This window comes from Pseudomonas sp. GW822-FHT01E03, assembly GCF_058802985.1.
The window spans coordinates 82,392-100,935 of the sequence record NZ_JBXAOQ010000006.1; the positions used below are offsets into that span (position 1 = coordinate 82,392).

General features: G+C 58.8%; 15 protein-coding genes. 8 read left to right on the forward strand and 7 right to left on the reverse strand.

From position 1 onward, the window contains the following. Positions 1-2: 2 nt before the first annotated feature. The 5 genes from AC1RP7_RS13760 to AC1RP7_RS13780 form a co-directional block, all read right to left on the reverse strand. Positions 3-395, reverse strand: coding sequence for a protease inhibitor I42 family protein (locus AC1RP7_RS13760; protein WP_493181954.1), 393 nt, complete (start codon positions 393-395; stop codon positions 3-5). Between the two features lie 190 nt (positions 396-585). Further along, positions 586-1,044, reverse strand: a complete 459-nt coding sequence (locus tag AC1RP7_RS13765; RefSeq protein ID WP_493181956.1) for a hypothetical protein — start codon at positions 1,042-1,044, stop codon at positions 586-588. A gap of 194 nt (positions 1,045-1,238) precedes the next feature. Next, positions 1,239-3,656 carry an endopeptidase La gene (gene lon / locus AC1RP7_RS13770; RefSeq protein ID WP_493181957.1) on the reverse strand — a complete coding sequence of 806 codons (2,418 nt, stop codon included), beginning with the start codon at positions 3,654-3,656 and terminating at the stop codon, positions 1,239-1,241. Between the two features lie 298 nt (positions 3,657-3,954). Then, positions 3,955-6,366, reverse strand: coding sequence for a glucose/quinate/shikimate family membrane-bound PQQ-dependent dehydrogenase (locus tag AC1RP7_RS13775; protein ID WP_493181959.1), 2,412 nt, complete (start codon positions 6,364-6,366; stop codon positions 3,955-3,957). A 224-nt stretch (positions 6,367-6,590) separates the two neighbouring features. Then, entirely contained in the window at positions 6,591-7,973 is a 1,383-nt protein-coding gene (locus tag AC1RP7_RS13780; protein WP_407514227.1) for a carbohydrate porin, read from the reverse strand. 357 nt (positions 7,974-8,330) lie between these two features. On the opposite strand from AC1RP7_RS13780, the gene AC1RP7_RS13785 reads away from it, so the two are divergent. Beyond that, positions 8,331-8,561: a VF530 family protein gene (locus AC1RP7_RS13785; protein WP_007985772.1), complete on the forward strand. Its 231-nt coding sequence runs from the start codon at positions 8,331-8,333 to the stop codon at positions 8,559-8,561. A gap of 2 nt (positions 8,562-8,563) precedes the next feature. Continuing rightward, entirely contained in the window at positions 8,564-9,208 is a 645-nt protein-coding gene (locus AC1RP7_RS13790) for a Pr6Pr family membrane protein (RefSeq protein ID WP_218495004.1), read from the forward strand. 171 nt (positions 9,209-9,379) lie between these two features. Here the strand turns inward: AC1RP7_RS13790 and AC1RP7_RS13795 are convergent, their stop codons facing one another. Next, positions 9,380-10,165: a siderophore-interacting protein gene (locus AC1RP7_RS13795; RefSeq protein ID WP_489339806.1), complete on the reverse strand. Its 786-nt coding sequence runs from the start codon at positions 10,163-10,165 to the stop codon at positions 9,380-9,382. Then, positions 10,162-10,737, reverse strand: coding sequence for a PadR family transcriptional regulator (locus AC1RP7_RS13800; RefSeq protein WP_057716251.1), 576 nt, complete (start codon positions 10,735-10,737; stop codon positions 10,162-10,164). Before AC1RP7_RS13800 ends, AC1RP7_RS13795 begins: the two co-directional genes overlap by 4 nt. 501 nt (positions 10,738-11,238) lie before the next feature. On the opposite strand from AC1RP7_RS13800, the gene AC1RP7_RS13805 reads away from it, so the two are divergent. The 6 genes from AC1RP7_RS13805 (at position 11,239) to AC1RP7_RS13830 (ending at position 18,472) form a co-directional block, all read left to right on the forward strand. Next, positions 11,239-11,727, forward strand: coding sequence for a CS1 type fimbrial major subunit (locus AC1RP7_RS13805; protein ID WP_057716250.1), 489 nt, complete (start codon positions 11,239-11,241; stop codon positions 11,725-11,727). Positions 11,728-11,835: 108 nt separating this feature from the next. Then, a complete protein-coding gene (locus AC1RP7_RS13810) occupies positions 11,836-14,358 on the forward strand; it encodes a CS1-pili formation C-terminal domain-containing protein (protein WP_493181962.1) in 2,523 nt (840 codons plus the stop codon). Positions 14,359-14,459: 101 nt separating this feature from the next. Continuing rightward, a complete protein-coding gene (locus tag AC1RP7_RS13815) occupies positions 14,460-15,650 on the forward strand; it encodes a hypothetical protein (RefSeq protein WP_241781145.1) in 1,191 nt (396 codons plus the stop codon). Between the two features lie 59 nt (positions 15,651-15,709). Next, the gene (locus tag AC1RP7_RS13820) at positions 15,710-16,453 is read left to right on the forward strand and encodes a molecular chaperone (protein ID WP_407514222.1); all 744 of its coding nucleotides are present in this window, start codon (positions 15,710-15,712) and stop codon (positions 16,451-16,453) included. 63 nt (positions 16,454-16,516) lie between these two features. Continuing rightward, positions 16,517-17,005, forward strand: coding sequence for a CS1 type fimbrial major subunit (locus tag AC1RP7_RS13825; RefSeq protein ID WP_057716247.1), 489 nt, complete (start codon positions 16,517-16,519; stop codon positions 17,003-17,005). A gap of 264 nt (positions 17,006-17,269) precedes the next feature. Then, positions 17,270-18,472 (forward strand): hypothetical protein, encoded by a 1,203-nt coding sequence (locus AC1RP7_RS13830; RefSeq protein ID WP_493181963.1) that lies wholly within the window; start codon positions 17,270-17,272, stop codon positions 18,470-18,472. Positions 18,473-18,544: the final 72 nt, after the last annotated feature.

The window sequence follows — 18,544 nt, forward strand, 5'->3', positions numbered from 1 at the left end:
GGTCAGTTGACCGAAATCGCGCAGTCGAACGAATCCACCGGCAGTACTTCCGGCGCCCACGGCTGTTGCGAGGTCAGGCGCAAACGGCCGGTGCCGGTCGCAAACGCCTGAAAGCGCCAGGTCGAGACTCCGGCCGCGCCGACGATGCCGGCATCTTCCGGGTTTCGATAAACCTCTGGTCCCAGGGTGTGCAAGACGCCACCAGCCGAATCCTGGATCGCCCAGCGATAGCCCGTGGTCGGATTGCTCGGCAGGGTCAGGATCAGGTTTTGCCCGTTGCTGAGCTGAACCGGACATTCGCTTTGTTTTTCCACTGTCACGTTGTGCGCAGGTTGCGTGGCGCATCCGGCCAGCAAGGCGAGGGCGAGGGGGACAAGCAGGCGAATGGGGGACATGTGGTCAGTGGCTCCGGCGTTCACGACGAACGGCGAGCATAACCGAGATGAGACAAAGTGTGACAGTCGCCCGCAATGGGGGTGCAAGAGTTGACGCTATCGCGAGCGGGCCACACACAGGGGGTAGAGGTAACCTCATGAGAGCGACCTGCTCGGGATAAAGAAAATATTTACTGGTAGTGCTTAACGGTTAACTCACAAGAGAAAAACAGAAATCGCTTTCTGATGTAAATTCGATGCCATGCAGATCTTTGAACTTCATAACGACGTTGCCAGAGTACTGTTGTGTTTCGTTACTCACGGTCAAGTTCATGACACCTTCCAATGCCCAATGGCTGGTGTAGGCAGGGAAGTTTTCGGTATAGGAAATTTCTATCAAATGGTCCGGAGAGTTCAGTGTGTAGATTCCCGTCTCGATATGCTTGGGCATGTAAATGTCAAAGACCCGGTCGAGTGGGGTGTTTTTTTCTCCGGCCTTGAAAATAGCGAGGATTTCCCTGTTTCCGACGCTGGCGAAAAATTCTTCGGACCGGAAGTCTTCACGATTCTGAAGGGTTGCATTCAAGTGGTTGTTTGGGCAGCAACGGCGAAATTTGACATTGTCATTAATGCGCTCGTCGACAAGATTTCTTCGTAGTTTGATATCCATGGGGTTCTCTCCTTTGTGCTTCTCGCACGAATGATTTGAACCTTGAGGATATAGAGCCGAAGTGCCTGGATGTACTCTCTGTTCTGATGGGATTACAAACCTATTAATTAATTAATTATTTATTTTTAGTTATTGCTGGCCTCGAAAAAATGGTCAGGTTACGAGCCTGACCATTTCGAAATCACACTGTTTAATCAGAACAACACCTTCGCCACATCCGCAAAGCGCTTGGCGAAGTGCACGGTAATCCCTTCCTTCAGGTATTCCGGCAGCTCCTCGAAATTCCCCCGGTTGGCCTCCGGCAAAATCAGTTCGAAAATCTTCTGCCGCCGCGCTGCGATCACCTTTTCCCGCACCCCGCCAATTGGCAGCACATGCCCGGTCAACGTCAGTTCGCCGGTCATGGCCACGCCTTTTTTCGGTGGCTGATTGCGTGCCAGCGACAGCAGGGCGCTGGCCATGGTCACGCCGGCGCTCGGGCCGTCTTTTGGCGTCGCGCCTTCCGGCACATGCAGATGGACGAAGGCTTCGTCAAAGAATTTCGGATCGCCGCCATAGGACTTCAGGTGCGAGCTGACATAGCTATAGGCGATTTCCGCCGACTCTTTCATCACATCACCCAATTGCCCGGTGAGCTTGAACCCACGGTTGAGGGTGTGGATGCGCGTGGCTTCGATCGGCAGGGTTGCACCGCCCATGCTGGTCCAGGCCAGCCCGGTGATCACACCGACCCCCGCGAGCACCTGCTCGTTGCGGAACACCGGTTTGCCGAGTGAAGCCTCCAGGTCTTTCGGCCCGAGCTTGATTACGGCTTTTGGATCGTCGAGCAGTTTCATCACCGCTTTGCGCACCAGTTTGCCGAGGTTTTTTTCCAGCTGGCGCACGCCGGCTTCACGGGCATAACCGTCGACCAGCGCCTTGAGCGCGCTGTCGCTGATGCTCAGGCTGCCCTTGGACACACCGGCTTTCTCAAGCTGCTTGGGCCACAGGTGACGCTTGGCGATGGCGACTTTTTCTTCGGTGATGTAGCCCGACAGGCGAATCACTTCCATCCGGTCCAGTAGCGGGCCGGGGATCGAATCCAGGGTGTTGGCGGTGCAGATGAACAGCACTTTCGACAGGTCCATCCGCAGATCCAGATAGTGGTCGAGGAATTCGACGTTCTGTTCCGGATCGAGGGTTTCCAGCAGCGCCGAGGCCGGGTCGCCCTGGTAGCTCTGGCCCATCTTGTCGATTTCGTCGAGCATGATCACCGGGTTCATCACTTCGACGTCTTTCAACGCCTGCACCAATTTGCCCGGCTGCGCGCCGATGTAGGTGCGGCGATGGCCCTTGATTTCGGCTTCGTCGCGCATGCCGCCGAGGCTGAAGCGATAGAACGGCCGGCCCAGGGATTCGGCGATGGATTTGCCGACGCTGGTCTTGCCCACGCCCGGCGGGCCCACCAGCAATACGATGGAACCGCTGATCTCGCCTTTGTAGGCGCCGACCGCGAGAAATTCGAGGATACGGTCCTTGATGTCATCGAGGCCGGCGTGGTGTTTGTCCAGCACCTTGCGCGCGTGCTTGAGGTCGAGTTTGTCCTCGCCGTACACGCCCCACGGCACCGAGGTCGCCCAGTCGATGTAATTGCGGGTCACCGCATATTCCGGCGAGCCGGTCTCGAGGATCGACAGCTTGTTCATTTCTTCTTCGAGGCGTTTCTGCACCTGCGTCGGCAGGACTTTGCCCACCAGCCGCTGTTCGAACTGTTCGAGGTCGGCGCTGCGGTCGTCCTTGGTCAACCCCAGCTCCTGCTGGATAACCTTGAGTTGTTCCTTGAGGAAGAACTCGCGCTGATGTTCACCGATCTTGCGGTTAACTTCGGCGGAAATCTCTTTTTGCAGGCGCGCGACTTCGACTTCCTTGCGCAGCATCGGCAGGACTTTTTCCATGCGCTTGAGCATCGGCACGCAGTCGAGCACTTCCTGCAACTCGCTGCCGGTGGCCGAGGTGAGCGCGGCGGCGAAGTCGGTCAGCGGCGACGGATCGTTGGGGCTGAAGCGGTTGAGGTAGTTCTTCAGCTCTTCGCTGTACAGCGGGTTGAGCGGCAGCAGTTCCTTGATCGCATTGATCAGCGCCATGCCGTAGGCCTTCACCTCGTCGGTCGGCTCGGTGGGCTGGTGCGGGTATTCGACTTCCACCAGGTACGGCGGGCGGTGATGCTTGAGCCAGGTCTTGAGGCGTACGCGGGTCAGGCCTTGGGCGACGAACTGCAGCTTGCCGTTTTCGCGGCTGGCGTGGTGCACCTTGACCAGCGTGCCGTAGAGCGGCAGGGCCGAGGTGTCGAAATGGCGCGGGTCTTCCTGGGGCGTGTCCATGTAGAACAGGGCCAGGGAGTGGTGATCGGATTTGCTGACCAGATCGAGGGTTTCGGCCCACGGTTCTTCGTTGACGATGACCGGCAGCACCTGGGCCGGGAAGAACGGTCGGTTATGGATCGGGATGACGTAGACCTTGTCCGGCAGGTTCTGGCCCGGCAGGGCCAGGCCTTTGCCAGGTTTGTGCTGCTGGGTGTTTTCCGGATCGGCGTATTCGCTCGGGTCTTCGGGGAATTCCTGCTGGTCGCTCATGGGGGCACCTGCGCAATGGGTATGGGTCTTAGATGGGGCAGGTTGGCGGTGGTTTCAACGGTCATTTTCTGCGACGCGGTGTTTCGCAGGTGTGTTCAGCGCAGAGACAGGTTAGCTGGATTTCGGCACGACACCGGCCCCCTGTAGGAGCGAGCCTGCTCGCGATGGTGTGTCAGTCGGCATCAATTTGGCTGACACACCATCGCGAGCAGGCTCGCTCCTACAGGGGACGGCGGTGGTGGCAATAAAAAGGCGACGCCTGTGAGGACGTCGCCTTTGTTCTGACTGCCGCTAAAACTTACTCGGACAGTTTGTAAGCAATCACATAGTCACCCATTTTGGTGCCCAGTGAGCCGTGACCACCGACGACCAACAGCACGTACTGCTTGCCGTCCTTGCCGGTGTAGGTCATCGGCGTAGCCTGACCGCCAGCCGGCAGGCGCGATTTCCACAGCTCGTTGCCGGTGTTGACGTCATAGGCGCGCAAGTACTGGTCCAGCGTACCGCTGAGGAAGCCGACGCCGCCGGCGGTGACCATCGAGCCGCCCATGCTTGGCACGCCGAGTGGCAGGCCGATAGGCAATGGCGAGCTGTCGCGGCTGGTGCCGTTCTTGCGTTTCCACACGACTTTGCTTGTGGTCAGGTCGATGCCGGCCACGTAGCCCCAGGCCGGAGCCTGGCACGGTACGCCTAACGGCGACATGAACGGGTGCATGATCACCGCGTAAGGTGCGCCCGTGTTCGGTTGCACACCCGCGGTTTCGCTCTCGCGCTTGCTGTCGGCCGCGACTTCGGCGCGAGGCACCATCTTCGAGACGAAGGCCATGTAGTTCGGGCTGGTGAACAGCATCTGGCGAACCGGGTCGACCGAAACACCGCCCCAGTTGAAGACGCCGACGTTACCCGGATAGATCAGGCTGCCCTGTTCCGACGGCGGGGTGTACTGGCCTTCGTAACGCAGTTCCTTGAACTGGATGCGGCACAGCATCTGATCGAACGGGCTGGCGCCCCACATGGCTTTTTCGGTCAGTTCCGGGGCCAGCAGGTTCAGGTCCGAACGAGCCTGGGTCGGCGCGGTGCGGTCACCTTTTACGGCACCTTGCGGAGCCGGAATCTCCTTGATCGGGATGATCGGCGTGCCGTCACGACGGTCGAGGACGTACAGGCTGCCCTGTTTGGTCGGGGCGATCAGCGCAGGTTTCACGCCGTCGGCGGTTTTCATGTCCAGCAGGGTTGGCTGGCTGCCGACGTCCATGTCCCACAGGTCGTGGTGAGTGAACTGGTAGTTCCAGCGCACCTTGCCGGTGGCCAGATCCAGCGCGACCAGGCCGGCGCTGAATTTCTCGGCGCCTGGAGTGCGGTCTGCACCCCACTGGTCAGGGGTCTGGTTGCCCAGTGGCAGGTAGACCATGCCGAGTTTTTCGTCGACGCTGGCCAGCGACCACATGTTGGCCGAGTTGCGGCTGTAGTGCTCGCCCTCTGGCAGCGGTTCGGTCGCGTCGGGATTGTTGCTGTCCCAGTTCCACACCAGATGACCGTCGTGTACGTCAAAGGCACGGATCACACCGGATGGCTCGTTGGTCGACTCGTTGTCGGTGACGTGGCCGCCCATGATCACCAGATCACGAGTGATCGCTGCTGGCGAGGTGGAGTAGTAGCCGCCGGCGGTGAACGGGCCGATGCCTTGGGTCAGGTCAACCACACCGTTTTTACCGAAACCTTCGCAGATCTTGCCGGTGTCGGCGTTGAGCGCAATCAGGCGTGCATCGGCGGTTGGCAGGTACAGGCGACGCGGGCAAGCCTGGGCAACGGCTTTGCCGGCCTCGGAAATCACTGCGGAGGCAGCGCTTTCAGACTTGGCGTAGGCCGCTTCGTCGTAGTACGACACGCCACGGCAGGTCATGTGGGCGAAGCCCTTGAAGCCCACCGGGCTCTTGATCTGCGGGTCGAAACGCCACAATTCCTTGCCGGTGTCCGGGTCCAGCGCCAGCACCTTGCTATGGGCGGTGCAGGCATAGAGCATGCCGTTGGCCTTGAGCGGGGTGTTTTCGTTGGTCAGTTCCACCGGGTCATCAGCGGTTGGCAGATCGCCGGTCTGGATACGCCAGGCTTCTTGCAGCTTGCCGACGTTGGCCGGGGTGATCTGCTTGAGCGGCGAGTAGCGGTCACCGAATTCGCTGCGGCCATAGGCCTGCCAGTCGCCTTCGGGCATCTGCGGCGCGGTGCTGGTCATGTCCGCGGTGTCGCGGCCCAGTTCGCCGAAGGTTTCGCCCGGATGGGTGAACTGGCTGGCCACGGCGGTGGCGCCGGCCAGGACCACGGCCACGCTCAAGGCACCAGTACCCATAGGGGCAGGGCCGTTGATCAGCAATGGACGACGGAACCACGGCAGCAGCATCACCACACCGAGGGCGAACCACAGCGCCAGGCGCGGCACCAGTTGCCACCAGTCCAGGCCGACTTCCCACAGGGCCCACAGGGTGCTGGCGAACAGCACCAGCGCGTACAGGCCCAGCGCCGCGCGGCGGGCGGCGATCAGCAGGACGCCGCTCAGCGCGATGCCGATACCGGCCAGCAGGTAATACAGTGAGCCGCCAAGCATGCTCAGCTTGATCCCCCCGGCCAGCATGGCCAGGCCCATCAGCAGAAGCAATATGCCGAGCAGGGTCGGCAATAGACGGCTTCGGCTCAAGGCACCATCAGTGCTCATAGTGTGATTCTCCGTGACGTTTCAAGTAGTCCCGCGCAAGTTCACTGTAGATGACGATCTTGTGCGGGCAGGGTTCATATAAAACGGGTTTGGCTGACGCAGTCCCTGTAGGAGCGAGCTTGCTCGCGAGAAGCCTGAGAACACCGCGGGGTGTCAGGCTCCAAGCGTTATCGTTCACGTCCATCGCGAGCAAGCTCGGTCCTACAGGGGGGTTGTGGTGTTTTTTAGAACGACGACTGGACCTTGATCCCGCCGATCAGCGCGTCATCGACCTCGTCCACGCCACCGGGATGGCGGATGTATTGCAGGTTCGGGCGCACGGTCAGCCAGTTGGTCACGTGCACGCCGTAATAGAGTTCGGCGCTGTATTCGGTGTCCTGGGGCGGCAGGTAGGACGGATTGTCGTAGTCGAAAACGACATTGGCCTGGTTGGTCGCCTCGGCATTCTTGCGATAGGCCGGGTTGACGTGGACGCGGGCCATGGCAAAGCCGATGTCGTCCCTGGCGCGCGCATCGAACGGGCCTTTGTAGACGAGGCCGGCCTGGACGTAGTTGTCGATGGCGTTGGTCTTCTTGTCGTGCATCGTGCCGTTGGCGAACAGGCTCAGGCCGCGGGAGTGGTCGCTGGCCAGGCTGGTGACCTGCTGCTGAAGGCCCAGCCACGCGCCGTGTTTGCTCGACGCGCTGCGATAGGCTTCGCCACTCAGGGCGGCAGGCTGGCCATTGCTGTCCTTGTAGACGTCGGTGGCGTTGGCGCTGCTGTAGTAGTAACCGGCGCGGTATTCACCCGGCAGGCCGTTGAGTTTCGGCGTCCACACCAGCTCTACCGGCAGGACTGCGCCCTGGGTGCCGCTGCCGCTGAGCTTGAAACCGTTGTCGCGGTCAAGGTTCGACGGGTTCTGCTCATACGCGCCGATCTGCGCGTACAACTCTGGCGTCAGGTGATATTTGACCCGCAGCGCCCACTGGCTGACCGGCCAGTTGTACCAGATGTCACCGGCCCAGTTGCCGACCTGGGAGCCGCAGAACGCCAGGTTTTGGAAGTCGCAGGGGAAGCTGTTGAAGTCTTCACCTTCGCCGAAGCGGCCGACCTTGATGTCGAGCTTTTCATCGAAGAACTTCTGCTGATACCACATCTGCGTCAGGCGCCAGGTCTGGCCGCGGCCCCAGACTTCTTGGGCCGAGGTGAAGCCACCGACACGCGGGTCGTTGATGCGGTCGTTGCTGATGTTGTTGCCGCTGCGTTCGGTGATGGTCAGCTGAAATTCGGCGTCGTCCCAGCCGAGGATCTTCTGCAAGTCCAGGTGGGTGCCCAGGCCGAACTGGTCGCTGTAGCGCGCGGTGCGGTCGTGGTCGTAGCCGCCGTGAAGGTTGCTGCCCATTTCGCCGGTGTAATCCAGTTTGAAGTCATAGCCTTTTTCCGCCAGCTCCGTACGTGTGCCGTTCCAGTCGCCGAGCATCCACGGTGAGTCGCTATCGAATGCCGGAGCAGCCTGGACACAGGTGGCGAGGCCGAACGCGGTGAACCCGCCGATCAGTTTGAGGGCGTTGTGGCAAGAGACAGTCTTAAAGACAGCGCTGTCTTTCGAAAATCGCAAATCAGGCATAGGGAAGAAATTCTTGATCTTTTTCTGGGGGATGAGCGGAAGAAGTGACTGGCAGAAGCGTTTCAGCTAAAGCGTGCGCAAGGATAATGTTCTGTTACAGATAGAGAAAGGGCTTTTGATGACATGCATCCTTTCAATTTTGGTAACAGTGTTCTCCTGTAGGAGCGAGCTCGCTCGCGATGGTCGTGAACGATAACGCGTCAAACCAGATACCCAGCGGCGTCGTTGCGTTTTTCGCGAGCAAGCTCGCTCCTACAGGATCCCAAGATCACCTACATTTAACAGACCGCTTCCACCCGAAGAAGCCCTCGGCTAAGGTGCGCGGCTTTCCCATTCCAACATCGCTGAAGGCCCGGCATGACCGAACACAACACTGATCCGCTGCATGGCGTGACGCTGGAACAGATCCTCAACGCGCTGGTTGAACACTACGAGTGGTCGGGGCTGGCCGAGCGCATCGATATCCGCTGCTTCAAGAGCGACCCGAGCATCAAGTCGAGCCTGACGTTCCTGCGCAAAACCCCGTGGGCGCGGGAGAAGGTCGAACGCCTGTATGTGAAGTTGATGCGCACCAAACGACCGCTTTGAACATGGTCAACCCTTCTGCGTTACACCGTCGTTTTGTGGTCGTGGCTGCCATGCTCGGCTGGGCGGGGTTGAGCATCCAGATGTACCTGATTTTCCATTCGCGCTGGACGCTGGGCGCCAGCCTGATCGGTGGGCTGGTGAGTTTTTTCAGCTATTTCACCGTGCTGAGCAACACCCTGGTGGCGACCGTGCTGACCTGTGCAGTGACATCCCGCGAGTCGGCGGCGCGTCGCTGGTTCTTGCAGCCGTGGGTCAGTAGTGGCATTGCCGTGAGCATCGCCGTGGTGAGCCTCGCTTACAACCTGCTGCTGCGCCACTTGTGGCATCCCGAGGGCTGGCAATGGCTGGCCGACGAACTGTTGCACGACGTCATGCCGCTGCTGTTTCTGGTGTATTGGTGGAGTTGCGTGCCCAAGGGCAGGCTGCGGGTGGGACACATCGGGTTGTGGGTGATCTATCCGCTGGTCTACTTCGCCTATTCGCTGCTGCGCGGGCATTTGCTGGCGGTTTATCCCTACCCGTTCATTGATGTCGAGAAACTGGGTTATCCACAGGTGTTCATCAATGCCGGCGGGTTGTTGACGGGGTTTGTGGTGATTGCCTTGCTGGTGATTGGGTTGGATCGGTGGCGTGCCGCCCGGAAGTGAACGCTGATTGTGGCGAGGGGGCTTGCCCCCGTTGCGCTGCGAAGCAGTGCTAAAAGCTGCAATGAGTATTTATCTGAAACACCGCATCAGCAGATTTTACGACTGCTTCGCAGCCGAACGGGGGCAAGCCCCCTCGCCACAAAGTCTTTAACCAGCGATTGAGCGAGCAGATCACTCCTCGACACTGTCCCCCAGTTTCCAGTAACCCACCGCCTTGACGAACTGCTCGTCCAGCCCGTGCTCATCCAGCAGCACCCGACGAATCTGCCGCGACACTTTGCTCTCGGTCGCCACCCATGCGTACAGGCTGCCGGCTGGCACCTGGATCTGGCGCACCGTGCTCAACAAATGATCTTTGCCGCCTTCGCGCAGCACCCAGATCACATTGACCTCGGCAGCGCTCTCCAGCACTTGCTGCTCCTTGCCGTTTTCCACTTCGACAATCACCAATGCGCGTCGATTGGCTGCCAAGCCTTCGAGGCGTCGGGCAATGGCGGGTAGGGCGGTTTCGTCGCCGATCAGCAGATAGCTGTCGAACATGTCAGGCACGATCATCGAACCCCGTGGCCCGCCGATGTGCAGGAACTGCCCCGGTTTGGCCTGTTCGGCCCAGGTCGAGGCAGGGCCGTCGCCGTGCAGTACGAAGTCGATGTCCAGTTCCAGGGCGTCCAGATCGTAGCGACGCGGGGTGTAGTCGCGCATCTCAGGCAGCGGACCATTGTCCTTGCCGGCGCCCAGCACCAGGGTTTCCAGCGCCGCGGCCTGTTCGGCATTTTGCGGGAACAACAGTTTGACGTGATCGTCCGTGCCGAGGCTGACAAAGCCTGCCAATTCAGGGCCACCCAAGGTAATCCGGCGCATGCGCGGAGTCAGGTCGACCACCCGCAACACTTCCAGGCGACGGCGTTTGATTTCGTGCATGACACGGTGAATGGTTGAGGCGATGACTTCAGTCATTCGGCGTTCTCCTGAACGGGTTGAACGGCGGGGCCGTCGACGATGGCTTTGGCGGTGTCGTTGAGCAGGACAGCGACGCGCCGGATTTCTTCCTTGCTCCAGCGGCCGTGGTGCAGTTGCAGCGCGTGGCGCAGGTTATGCACGGCTTCGTGAATTTCGGGCGGGCGATCATGGCCGCGCAGCGAGCGTTTGCTGACATCGATGCGCACCCGCACACCTTCAAGGGCGATGGCTTGCTCTTTCAGGGACAGACGTCCGGCGTCGGTCACGCTGTAGCGTTTTTTTCCGCCTTCGGCGTCGCCCTGGATCATTTCGCTCTCTTCCAGAAAGGTCAGTGTCGGGTAGATCACACCAGGGCTGGGGCTGTAGGCGCCGTCGAACATGCCTTCAATCTGGCGGATCAGGTCGTAGCCGTGGCAAGGCTGTTCGGCGATCAGTGCCAACAACAGCAATTTCAGGTCACCGGGGGCAAAGACCCGGGGGCCGCGACCACCGCGCTCACGTCCGGGGCGTTTCTCGAAGCCGTCGCGGCCGTCGCCGTGTTCACGGTGGGGGGAATGATGGTCTCTCATTTCTGCTTTCTCTCGTCGTGTTTAGATACAACTTAAGATATATCTTAACGAGAAAGCAAGCCCCCCTGACCGGTGGCCGTCCCGAGCGACGAGCCGATGACCCCGCCAAAACCGCAAAAATAGTGGTAATCAGTGCGGGTGAAAAACCTGAAATTAGTGTTAACTCTCTAATGTTGGGTTTTGGCCTGTTAAATGCGGGGCTTGTGGTATTGGTCTTACAGAAGTAACTTCGTTAGTTTCTGCTTGTCATTGCCGTTAGTGTGCGGTTTGTAGTATTTCTCTTACAGTCAGACATTGGTTTTTAAGTTATTTCAGGTTTTTTCTTTCCCGGGTGATAGCACTTTGGCTACGCACTTGCAGGAACGTTCCTGCTTACTTTCCAGATAAATTGATCGATCATCTTTCGGCGTTGAAAGTTCAGCTGAGCAAATAGCTGCTCGTGACGGTTTTGCTCAACTTGAACTTTCTGCGCTTATCCTTTTAAAAGACAGGTACTGAAAGATGTTCAAGAAAATCGCGTTTGCTGCTCCTCTGGCTGTTCTGGCTCTGAGTTCTTCCGCCGTATTTGCCGCGGGTGAAGCCCGTCACTCCATCAACCTTGTCGCGCATGTACCGACCAACGGTTTCTACGTGGTACCGGTCGATCCGGATCTGGTCAACAAGGATCAGAGAATGGATTACATTCCAAGCAAGGGCACCATGGATGAGGTCAACGGTTTCTTCGACGTACGCAACAACAACGGCTCGGTGCATGCCAGCCTTGAAAGCGTGCCGGAGCTGATCAGTGGTGCATCCAAAATTGGCCTGCAAGTGGCACTCAACAATGTAGTGCTCACCACGACTCCGCAAATGGTGGTTGGCGAGACCGAATCGAATGTCAATTACCGTGCCCCACTCAACATCAAGGCACAAGGCACCACCTTTGCACCAGGTGATTACACCGGTGCCGTCACCATGATGTTCGACGCTGTTCCTCCGGTTGCTCTTTGAACTTGATCAAGAGTCATAAGCGCTTACTTGTATAAGTAACGTGACCGATCGGCAATATTAAAAGTTGCCGGTCGGGTTTCAACTTCTTTGATATTAGAGTATTCGTTCATGTTCCCGATGACGCCCATCGCGGCAGCGCTTGCGTTGCTGTTATGTAGCAGCGCATTTGCGGCGCCCGCTTCCGTTGATAATACGCCGCGAAGTTTGCTGGCCCAGGCCAAAGGCTTGCCGGCAGAGTTCGAGGAGCATTTTTTCGACGTTCCGTTGGCGGTCCGGGTCGAACTCGATCAGCAACCGTTGGGCGAGGCGATGATTGTATTGTCCCGCGATGACCGGGTGACGTTGCTCGATTTCACCGACACCAGTGAAAGCCGCTTCGGCGCCAGCGAACGCGAGACTTGGGCGGATATCCTCAAACCCGGCGTGGCGCTGGGCGCCTGCAGCGGTCAATGCCCGGAGCAGATGCTGGCGGTGCACTACAACCTGGAAAATTCATTGCTGTCGATCGTCACCGAAAATGCCGAGCGCGACAGCGAAGCCAAGCGTTTCTACGATCAGCCTGAAGGCGGCAGCAGCGGCCTGATGGTGCGCAATCAACTCAATCTCAACGGCGGCCAGGATCAAGACCTGGGCGGTCGTTTCGGTCTGGAAGCCAGCGGCAGCCTGGGCAACTGGAGCCAGACCTTCAACATGCAACTGGCGCGTCTGGGTGGACCGGACGACAAGACCTATCACGCCGTGCATGAGCTCTTCACCCAGCGCGAACTGGAGGGCAGTTTTTTCCGGCTGGGGTACTTCACCCCGAACTCCGAAGGCCTGACACGTCAGCCACGCTCATTCGGCAGCAGCCCGGATACCGCCGTGGGCGTGATGTATGGCAGCTCCGACAGTCTGGCGATCGACAGCCCGAAACCCAGCGTGTACCCGGTTTACGTCACGGCCAACCGTCAGGGTTCCGTGGAAATCTATCGCGATGGCCTGCTGATCAATACACAGTCAGTGCCAGCCGGGTTGCAGACCCTCGACACACGGCCATTGCCGGGCGGTATTTACGAGGTGGAAGTGCGGTTGATCGAAGATGGTCAAATCACCTCGACCACCCAGGAGCTGATCTATAAGCCGAACAACTGGCGCAACCACGATGAGCGCTGGCGCTACAATCTGTTCGCCGGGCAGGAAAGCAAACTGCTGAGCAACTGGGATCAACAGAGCAGTGGCGATGCCACGGCGGGCGCCTCGATCAATTACCTGCTGCACCCACGGGTGATTCTCGGACTGTCGGCACGCCAGGTGCGCGAAAAACTCCAGTACGGCAGCTCCATTGACTGGGCCCTGGGCAACAGCACCAGCGTCTACGCCAATCTTTACCAGACCGAAGACCACGGCACCGGCGCCGATCTGCAAGGCCTGTACAACTACGGCTCTGGCAGTCTGGTGATCAGCCACAACCGTAGCTGGCTCGACACCACCAACACTTATGACACCCTGCCCGACGGCACCCGCGTACGCCAACGCAATGTGTTCACCGGCCAGACCAGCAACTCGTCGCTGGCGCTGAACCACCGCATCAGTCGCAAGAGTTCGCTCAACGCGCGGGTGTCCCACAGTGAGGGCAATGTCGAGGGCGTCGGCGTCGACCTCGGCTGGACCCAACGGACCCAGCTGTTTGGCAGCGATGCCAATTGGCGCCTGTCGTTGTTCGACCGTCCGGGCAGCTACAGCAGCGGCGATGCGCGCAATCGCGGGGTCGACCTGAGCATCAACATGGCGCTCGGCGGTCCGGGCCAGCAGATTTCCGGCAGCATCGGCAGCCGCACCGCCCGTGAGGGCGGTCGCGACAACAACGCCTCGCTCGGTTACCGCAAGGACCTGCAAGACCACGTGTTGCAGAGCGTCTCGGTGACTGCGCTCACCGACACCTATGGCGTCGGCCTGTCGAGCCTGGCGAATTTTCGTACCGACGAAATCAACGGCGACGGTTTCATTCAACGCTCTTCGTTCAACGACAACTTCACCGGTGGCGTGAACCTCGACAGCACCCTGGTGGTCGGCGCGCAGCGCATGGCGTTGACCAGCCAGCATCAAGGGCGCGGTGCCGGGATGATTGTCGACGTCGAGTCCGACATCGACGGTATCGCCTTGCGCGCCGACGACCTCAGTGGTGGCAGCGCGGCGCTGCGGCCGGGGCGCAATTTCATTCCGCTCACGGCCTACAAAAACAGTTCGGTGAGCTTCGACTTCGAAGGCAATCACGTGCCGGCGGCCAGCATCGAACCGGCGCGCACTCGCTATCACCTGAACAAGGGCGGTGTGGAGTACCGCAAGGTGCGGGTGATGAAAACCCTGACCGTGCTCGGGCGCCTGATCGATCCGCAGGGGCGGCCGCTCAAGGGCCACCACGTGATCAACCACGCCAGCCGTGGGGTCAGCGAGGTCGACGGTTTCTTCTCGATGGAAATGAACGCGGGTTCACCGACCCTGCAAGTGCGATATGCCGACCAGTTGCTCTGCCAGTTCCGTCTCGATACCGACAAACACCGCAATGAAAACAACGTGCTGATGATCGGTGATTTGCGCTGTTCGCCGGACACCTTGGCGGACGCCAATCGCACGGCTGAGACGGCGGGATGACGGATATCCGGTTCAAGGGATTTTTGAGGTCATGTCAAATGTTAGATATTTCACAAGTTAAAAGGTCAGCCATATATGCAGCCGCTGTTGTTGGAGTAGTCGTGGCGCTGTTCCCTGCTTCAGCCGCAGCGGTCACCCAACAAATCAGGGCAGTGTTTTACCCTGATGCATCTAACCCTCAATTCAATAAGTTCGAAAATAGAACGCCGTTAAGTGGTTTTTGCTTGGATAACCCACCTCAATGCCACGCTGAAAACCTGTTCAGCTTACGCCTGCCTATTCTCTCTTACTCGAATGCAACCATTGTGGGCGGTCATACCAACAAGCGTTTGGGGGCGATGTTTAACATTCCTTCGCAATGGCAAGACGTGACCGTCAGCCACCCAACGGCGCCCCCTCAAACCGTCAGGTTCCGGGTGGCCGGCATGGGCGTGGCCTACAAATTACCTCTGCCGGCACCCGAACTGACCGGCGGGTTAGGCCATAACTATCTGTTTGAGGGCGGTACCTGGAGTTATGCCGGTCCACCGTGCACCGGTTTAATGGGTGCGGGTAATGACATTGGTTTCAATAGTTTCTGGCGGCACCCGGTTAGCGCCGAGATTTGCGCCAAGAAGGCTGTTTTCGATATTCCACAACCCTTCAAATATGAAACGTTCGACATTACTTATGAGCTTGATACTCCCAATCCCCAAGACATGGTTTCGGGGCAATACACCGGACAGCATATTTTTCGAGTTGGGCCAAGCCAGGATTTTGATTTGGGCGATGTGATGATTCCTCAGGACAACGTCATCGTTCTTGATTTTCTTCTCGACGTTGAACATGTGTTGAAAATCGACATCCCCCCCGGCGGTGAAAAAATTCAGCTGGTCCCGGCTGGCGGCTGGCAGAGGTGGTTGCATGCGGGGCGAAAACCCGTGCGGTTGTTCCGTGACCAGACCTTCAACATCTCGGCCTCATCGCGTTTCAAGATGCACATGGAGTGCGAGTGGAGCACTGCCTACGACTGCATGCTCGATGACCGCGTCTCCAAGCGGGGGGTGGAGCTGCAGGTCTTTGTCACCCTGCCCAATGGCCTGACCGACACGAGCGGGCAACCCGTCAGGCACATGCGTTTGCGAGCGGGCGCGGCCAATGCGTTGAATTTCCAGCCGGGCTTCTACGTCGACAGGGCGCCGGGTGTTCTGCACTTTGAAGTGCCCCAGAGTCAAATGGCATTCATGCTCGAACCGGGTGCCGGTCCTTACTACAAGGGCAAAGTCACCGTGATCTGGGATTCGGAAATCTGATGGGCCGTCTATCGATGGACCGCGCCTGTGTTGTGTTCAATGTCATGAGGTTCAAAGGTATGAAACGTCTGTGGTTGCTGTTGGGTTTGAGCGGGTTTTCTCTGGCGGTTCAGGCCGGTCCGCAGATCAACGTGGGAACGGTGTACGACTATCTGGACGGCGACAAGAGCACCTACCTCAAACGCGTATTCAACAGCGGCGACAGCACCGCGTTCGTCAAGGTCAACATCCTGGAAATCATCTATGACGCCGATGGCAGCCACCGCGAGGTACCCGTCGCAACGCAAGCGGATGGCAGCGGTCGGGATGGCTTGATGGCCAGCCCCGCACGGCTGATCGTGCCGGCCAATGGCATGCAGGGTACGCGTTTGCTGCACTTGGGCGCTCGTGACACCGAACGTTATTTCCGCGTGCGTTTTGTGCCGGTGGTACCGGAAAAGGAAGACGACTTCGCGGTGTCCAGTGAAGAGCGCGAAACCTACAAGGAGAACCTGTCGGCGGGGGTCAACGTGATGACCGGGTTTGGCACGGTGTTTTTTGTCCGTCCCAAGAACAGCCGTTTCGACAGCGTGATCGATGACAGCGCCGGTGTTTATCGACTGCGCAACAACGGCAACACCGTGGTGGTGATCGATGAGTTTCGCAATTGCTCGCTGAAGAATGAAACCGAGTGCGAGCCGACCACCAAGCATCACGTTCTGGCGGGCAAGTCGTTCGAGTTCGAGAAGAAACCCGGTCGCGAATACCGCTTCAACCTGATTGAAGGCGCCGACAAAAAAGCGTTGCGCGTTGCCAGCCAGTAACACCGCCAAAGGCGGGTCGCCCTGGAAGACTCGCCGCTTTTTTTCTCGCAACAGGTAACTGACATGATCAAGCAATCGGCCATCGCCCTCTGTGTGGGCGTGATGACGTGTGCCCAGGTTTTCGCGGCACGGGAAGAGCGCACGTTCGAAGTGTGGGCGGATATTCCGACCCTGGGCTTTTACGTGCTACCGGCCGAGACGAACTGGATTCATCTGGAACAGACCCTGCCGTGGAATCGCAACACGTCGAAGCTCGAAGGGTTGCGCAAGAATTTCGACGTCAAGCACGACACCAGTGCGATCGAAGCGCGGCTGGACGCCGAGCCCTATCTGTTCAACGGGCGGGAGGACCAGAACATCTACTTGCGGGTCACCTTCAATGGCCAGGAGTTGAGCCACGAGGCGACGCCGCGCGAAGTGGTGTCGGCGGCGCAGGCGATGGCAGGCGGGCGCTTTGCTTTGGAAGTCCAGCCGAAAGAGCCGGTCGGTGGTTACAAGCCCGGCACTTACTACGGAACGGTGCAATTGATTTTCAGTGCCGCGGCACCCTGATCTGTTTTTGGCATGGATCAAAAATGTGGGAGCGAGCCTGCTCGCGATGGCGGAGTGTCAGGCGCCATGGATGCTGAAGGTGCCGGCCTCATCGCGAGCAAGCTCGCTCCCACAGTGATTCTCGGTGCTAACGGGTGTTGCAGCGTTTGAATGTCGAGTGGATATCGCCACCCAGGGAGCAGGGCGGCTTTTCGGAGATGGATACAGATGAATGTCACAGGTGTTTTGTTTTCAAGAAGGCTTTTTTGGTTATGGAGCCTTTTAATGGTGTGGTGGCTGATGCCCCAGGCGTTGGCGCAAGACGTATCAATTACAGCTTTGTTCAAGCCCGATTCAGCGTATCCGCACATCAACCAATTCAAGAACACCACGCCGCCCAGTGGCTACTGTCAGCTGTATCCGGAGCAATGTGAGGAAAACAAGACGTTCAGCCTGCAAGTTCCGATTCGATTCGAATCCAATCGCGCGATTCCGGCCAACCATGCATCACCGCGCCAGGGCGCAACAATCACGGTGCCAGCGCAATGGCGTGAGCTGTCAGTGCGTCATGAATCCGGAGCGGTGGAACAGGTAAGAATGCGGATTACCGGGGTGGGCTCCAAGTATGTGACTGAGGATGTTCGGACGTTGACAGGGGACACCAACGATGACTCCCGGAATGCGCATAACCTGTTGTGGGGGCAGAGTTGGGTGTACGCGCCGTCGCCGTGTGTTTACAGCGGTGTGGGTTACTACCGCCCCACCTCCTATGGTTTTTTCTGGAAAGCACCGGAGCAGGCCGCGTGTAATAAACAGGCGAAGTTCGATGTCCCTTGGTTGCGCTACGACCATCTGGATTTTTCCTATGAACTGGTCACGCCCAATCCATTGGGCATGTTGGCAGGCAATTACACAGGCTCGCTGACCTATACGGTCGGTCCCAACGGCGACTTCGATTTCGGCGATGTCATGCTGCCGAGCAGTCCGGTGTTGACCATGAACTTCAACCTCGACGTTCAACACACCCTCAAGGTCGATATTCCGCCCGGTGGTGAGAAAGTCCAATTGGTACCGGCCGGTGGCTGGCAGAGCTGGTTGCAGGCGGGGCGCAAACCGGTGCGGTTGTTCCGTGACCAGACCTTCAACATCTCGGCCTCCTCGCGTTTCAAGATGTACATGGAGTGTGAGTGGAGCACTGCCTACGACTGCATGCTCGATGACCGTGCCTCCAAGCGTGGGGTGGAGCTGCAGGTCTTTGTCACTCTGCCCAATGGCCTGACCGACATGAGCGGGCAACCCGTCAGGCACATGCGAATGCGATCGGGCGCCGCCAATGCGTTGTATTTCCAGCCGGGTTTCTACGTCGACAGGGCGCCGGGTGTTCTGCACTTTGAAGTGCCCCAGAGTCAAATGGCATTCATGCTCGAACCGGGTGCCGGTCCTTTCTACAGGGGCAAGGTCACCGTGATCTGGGATTCCGAGGTCTGAGGCTCGGGGCTGCCGCCATCGCTGGCAGGCCAGCTCCCACAGTGGATGGGTGTCGTACACAGATCTTGTGGC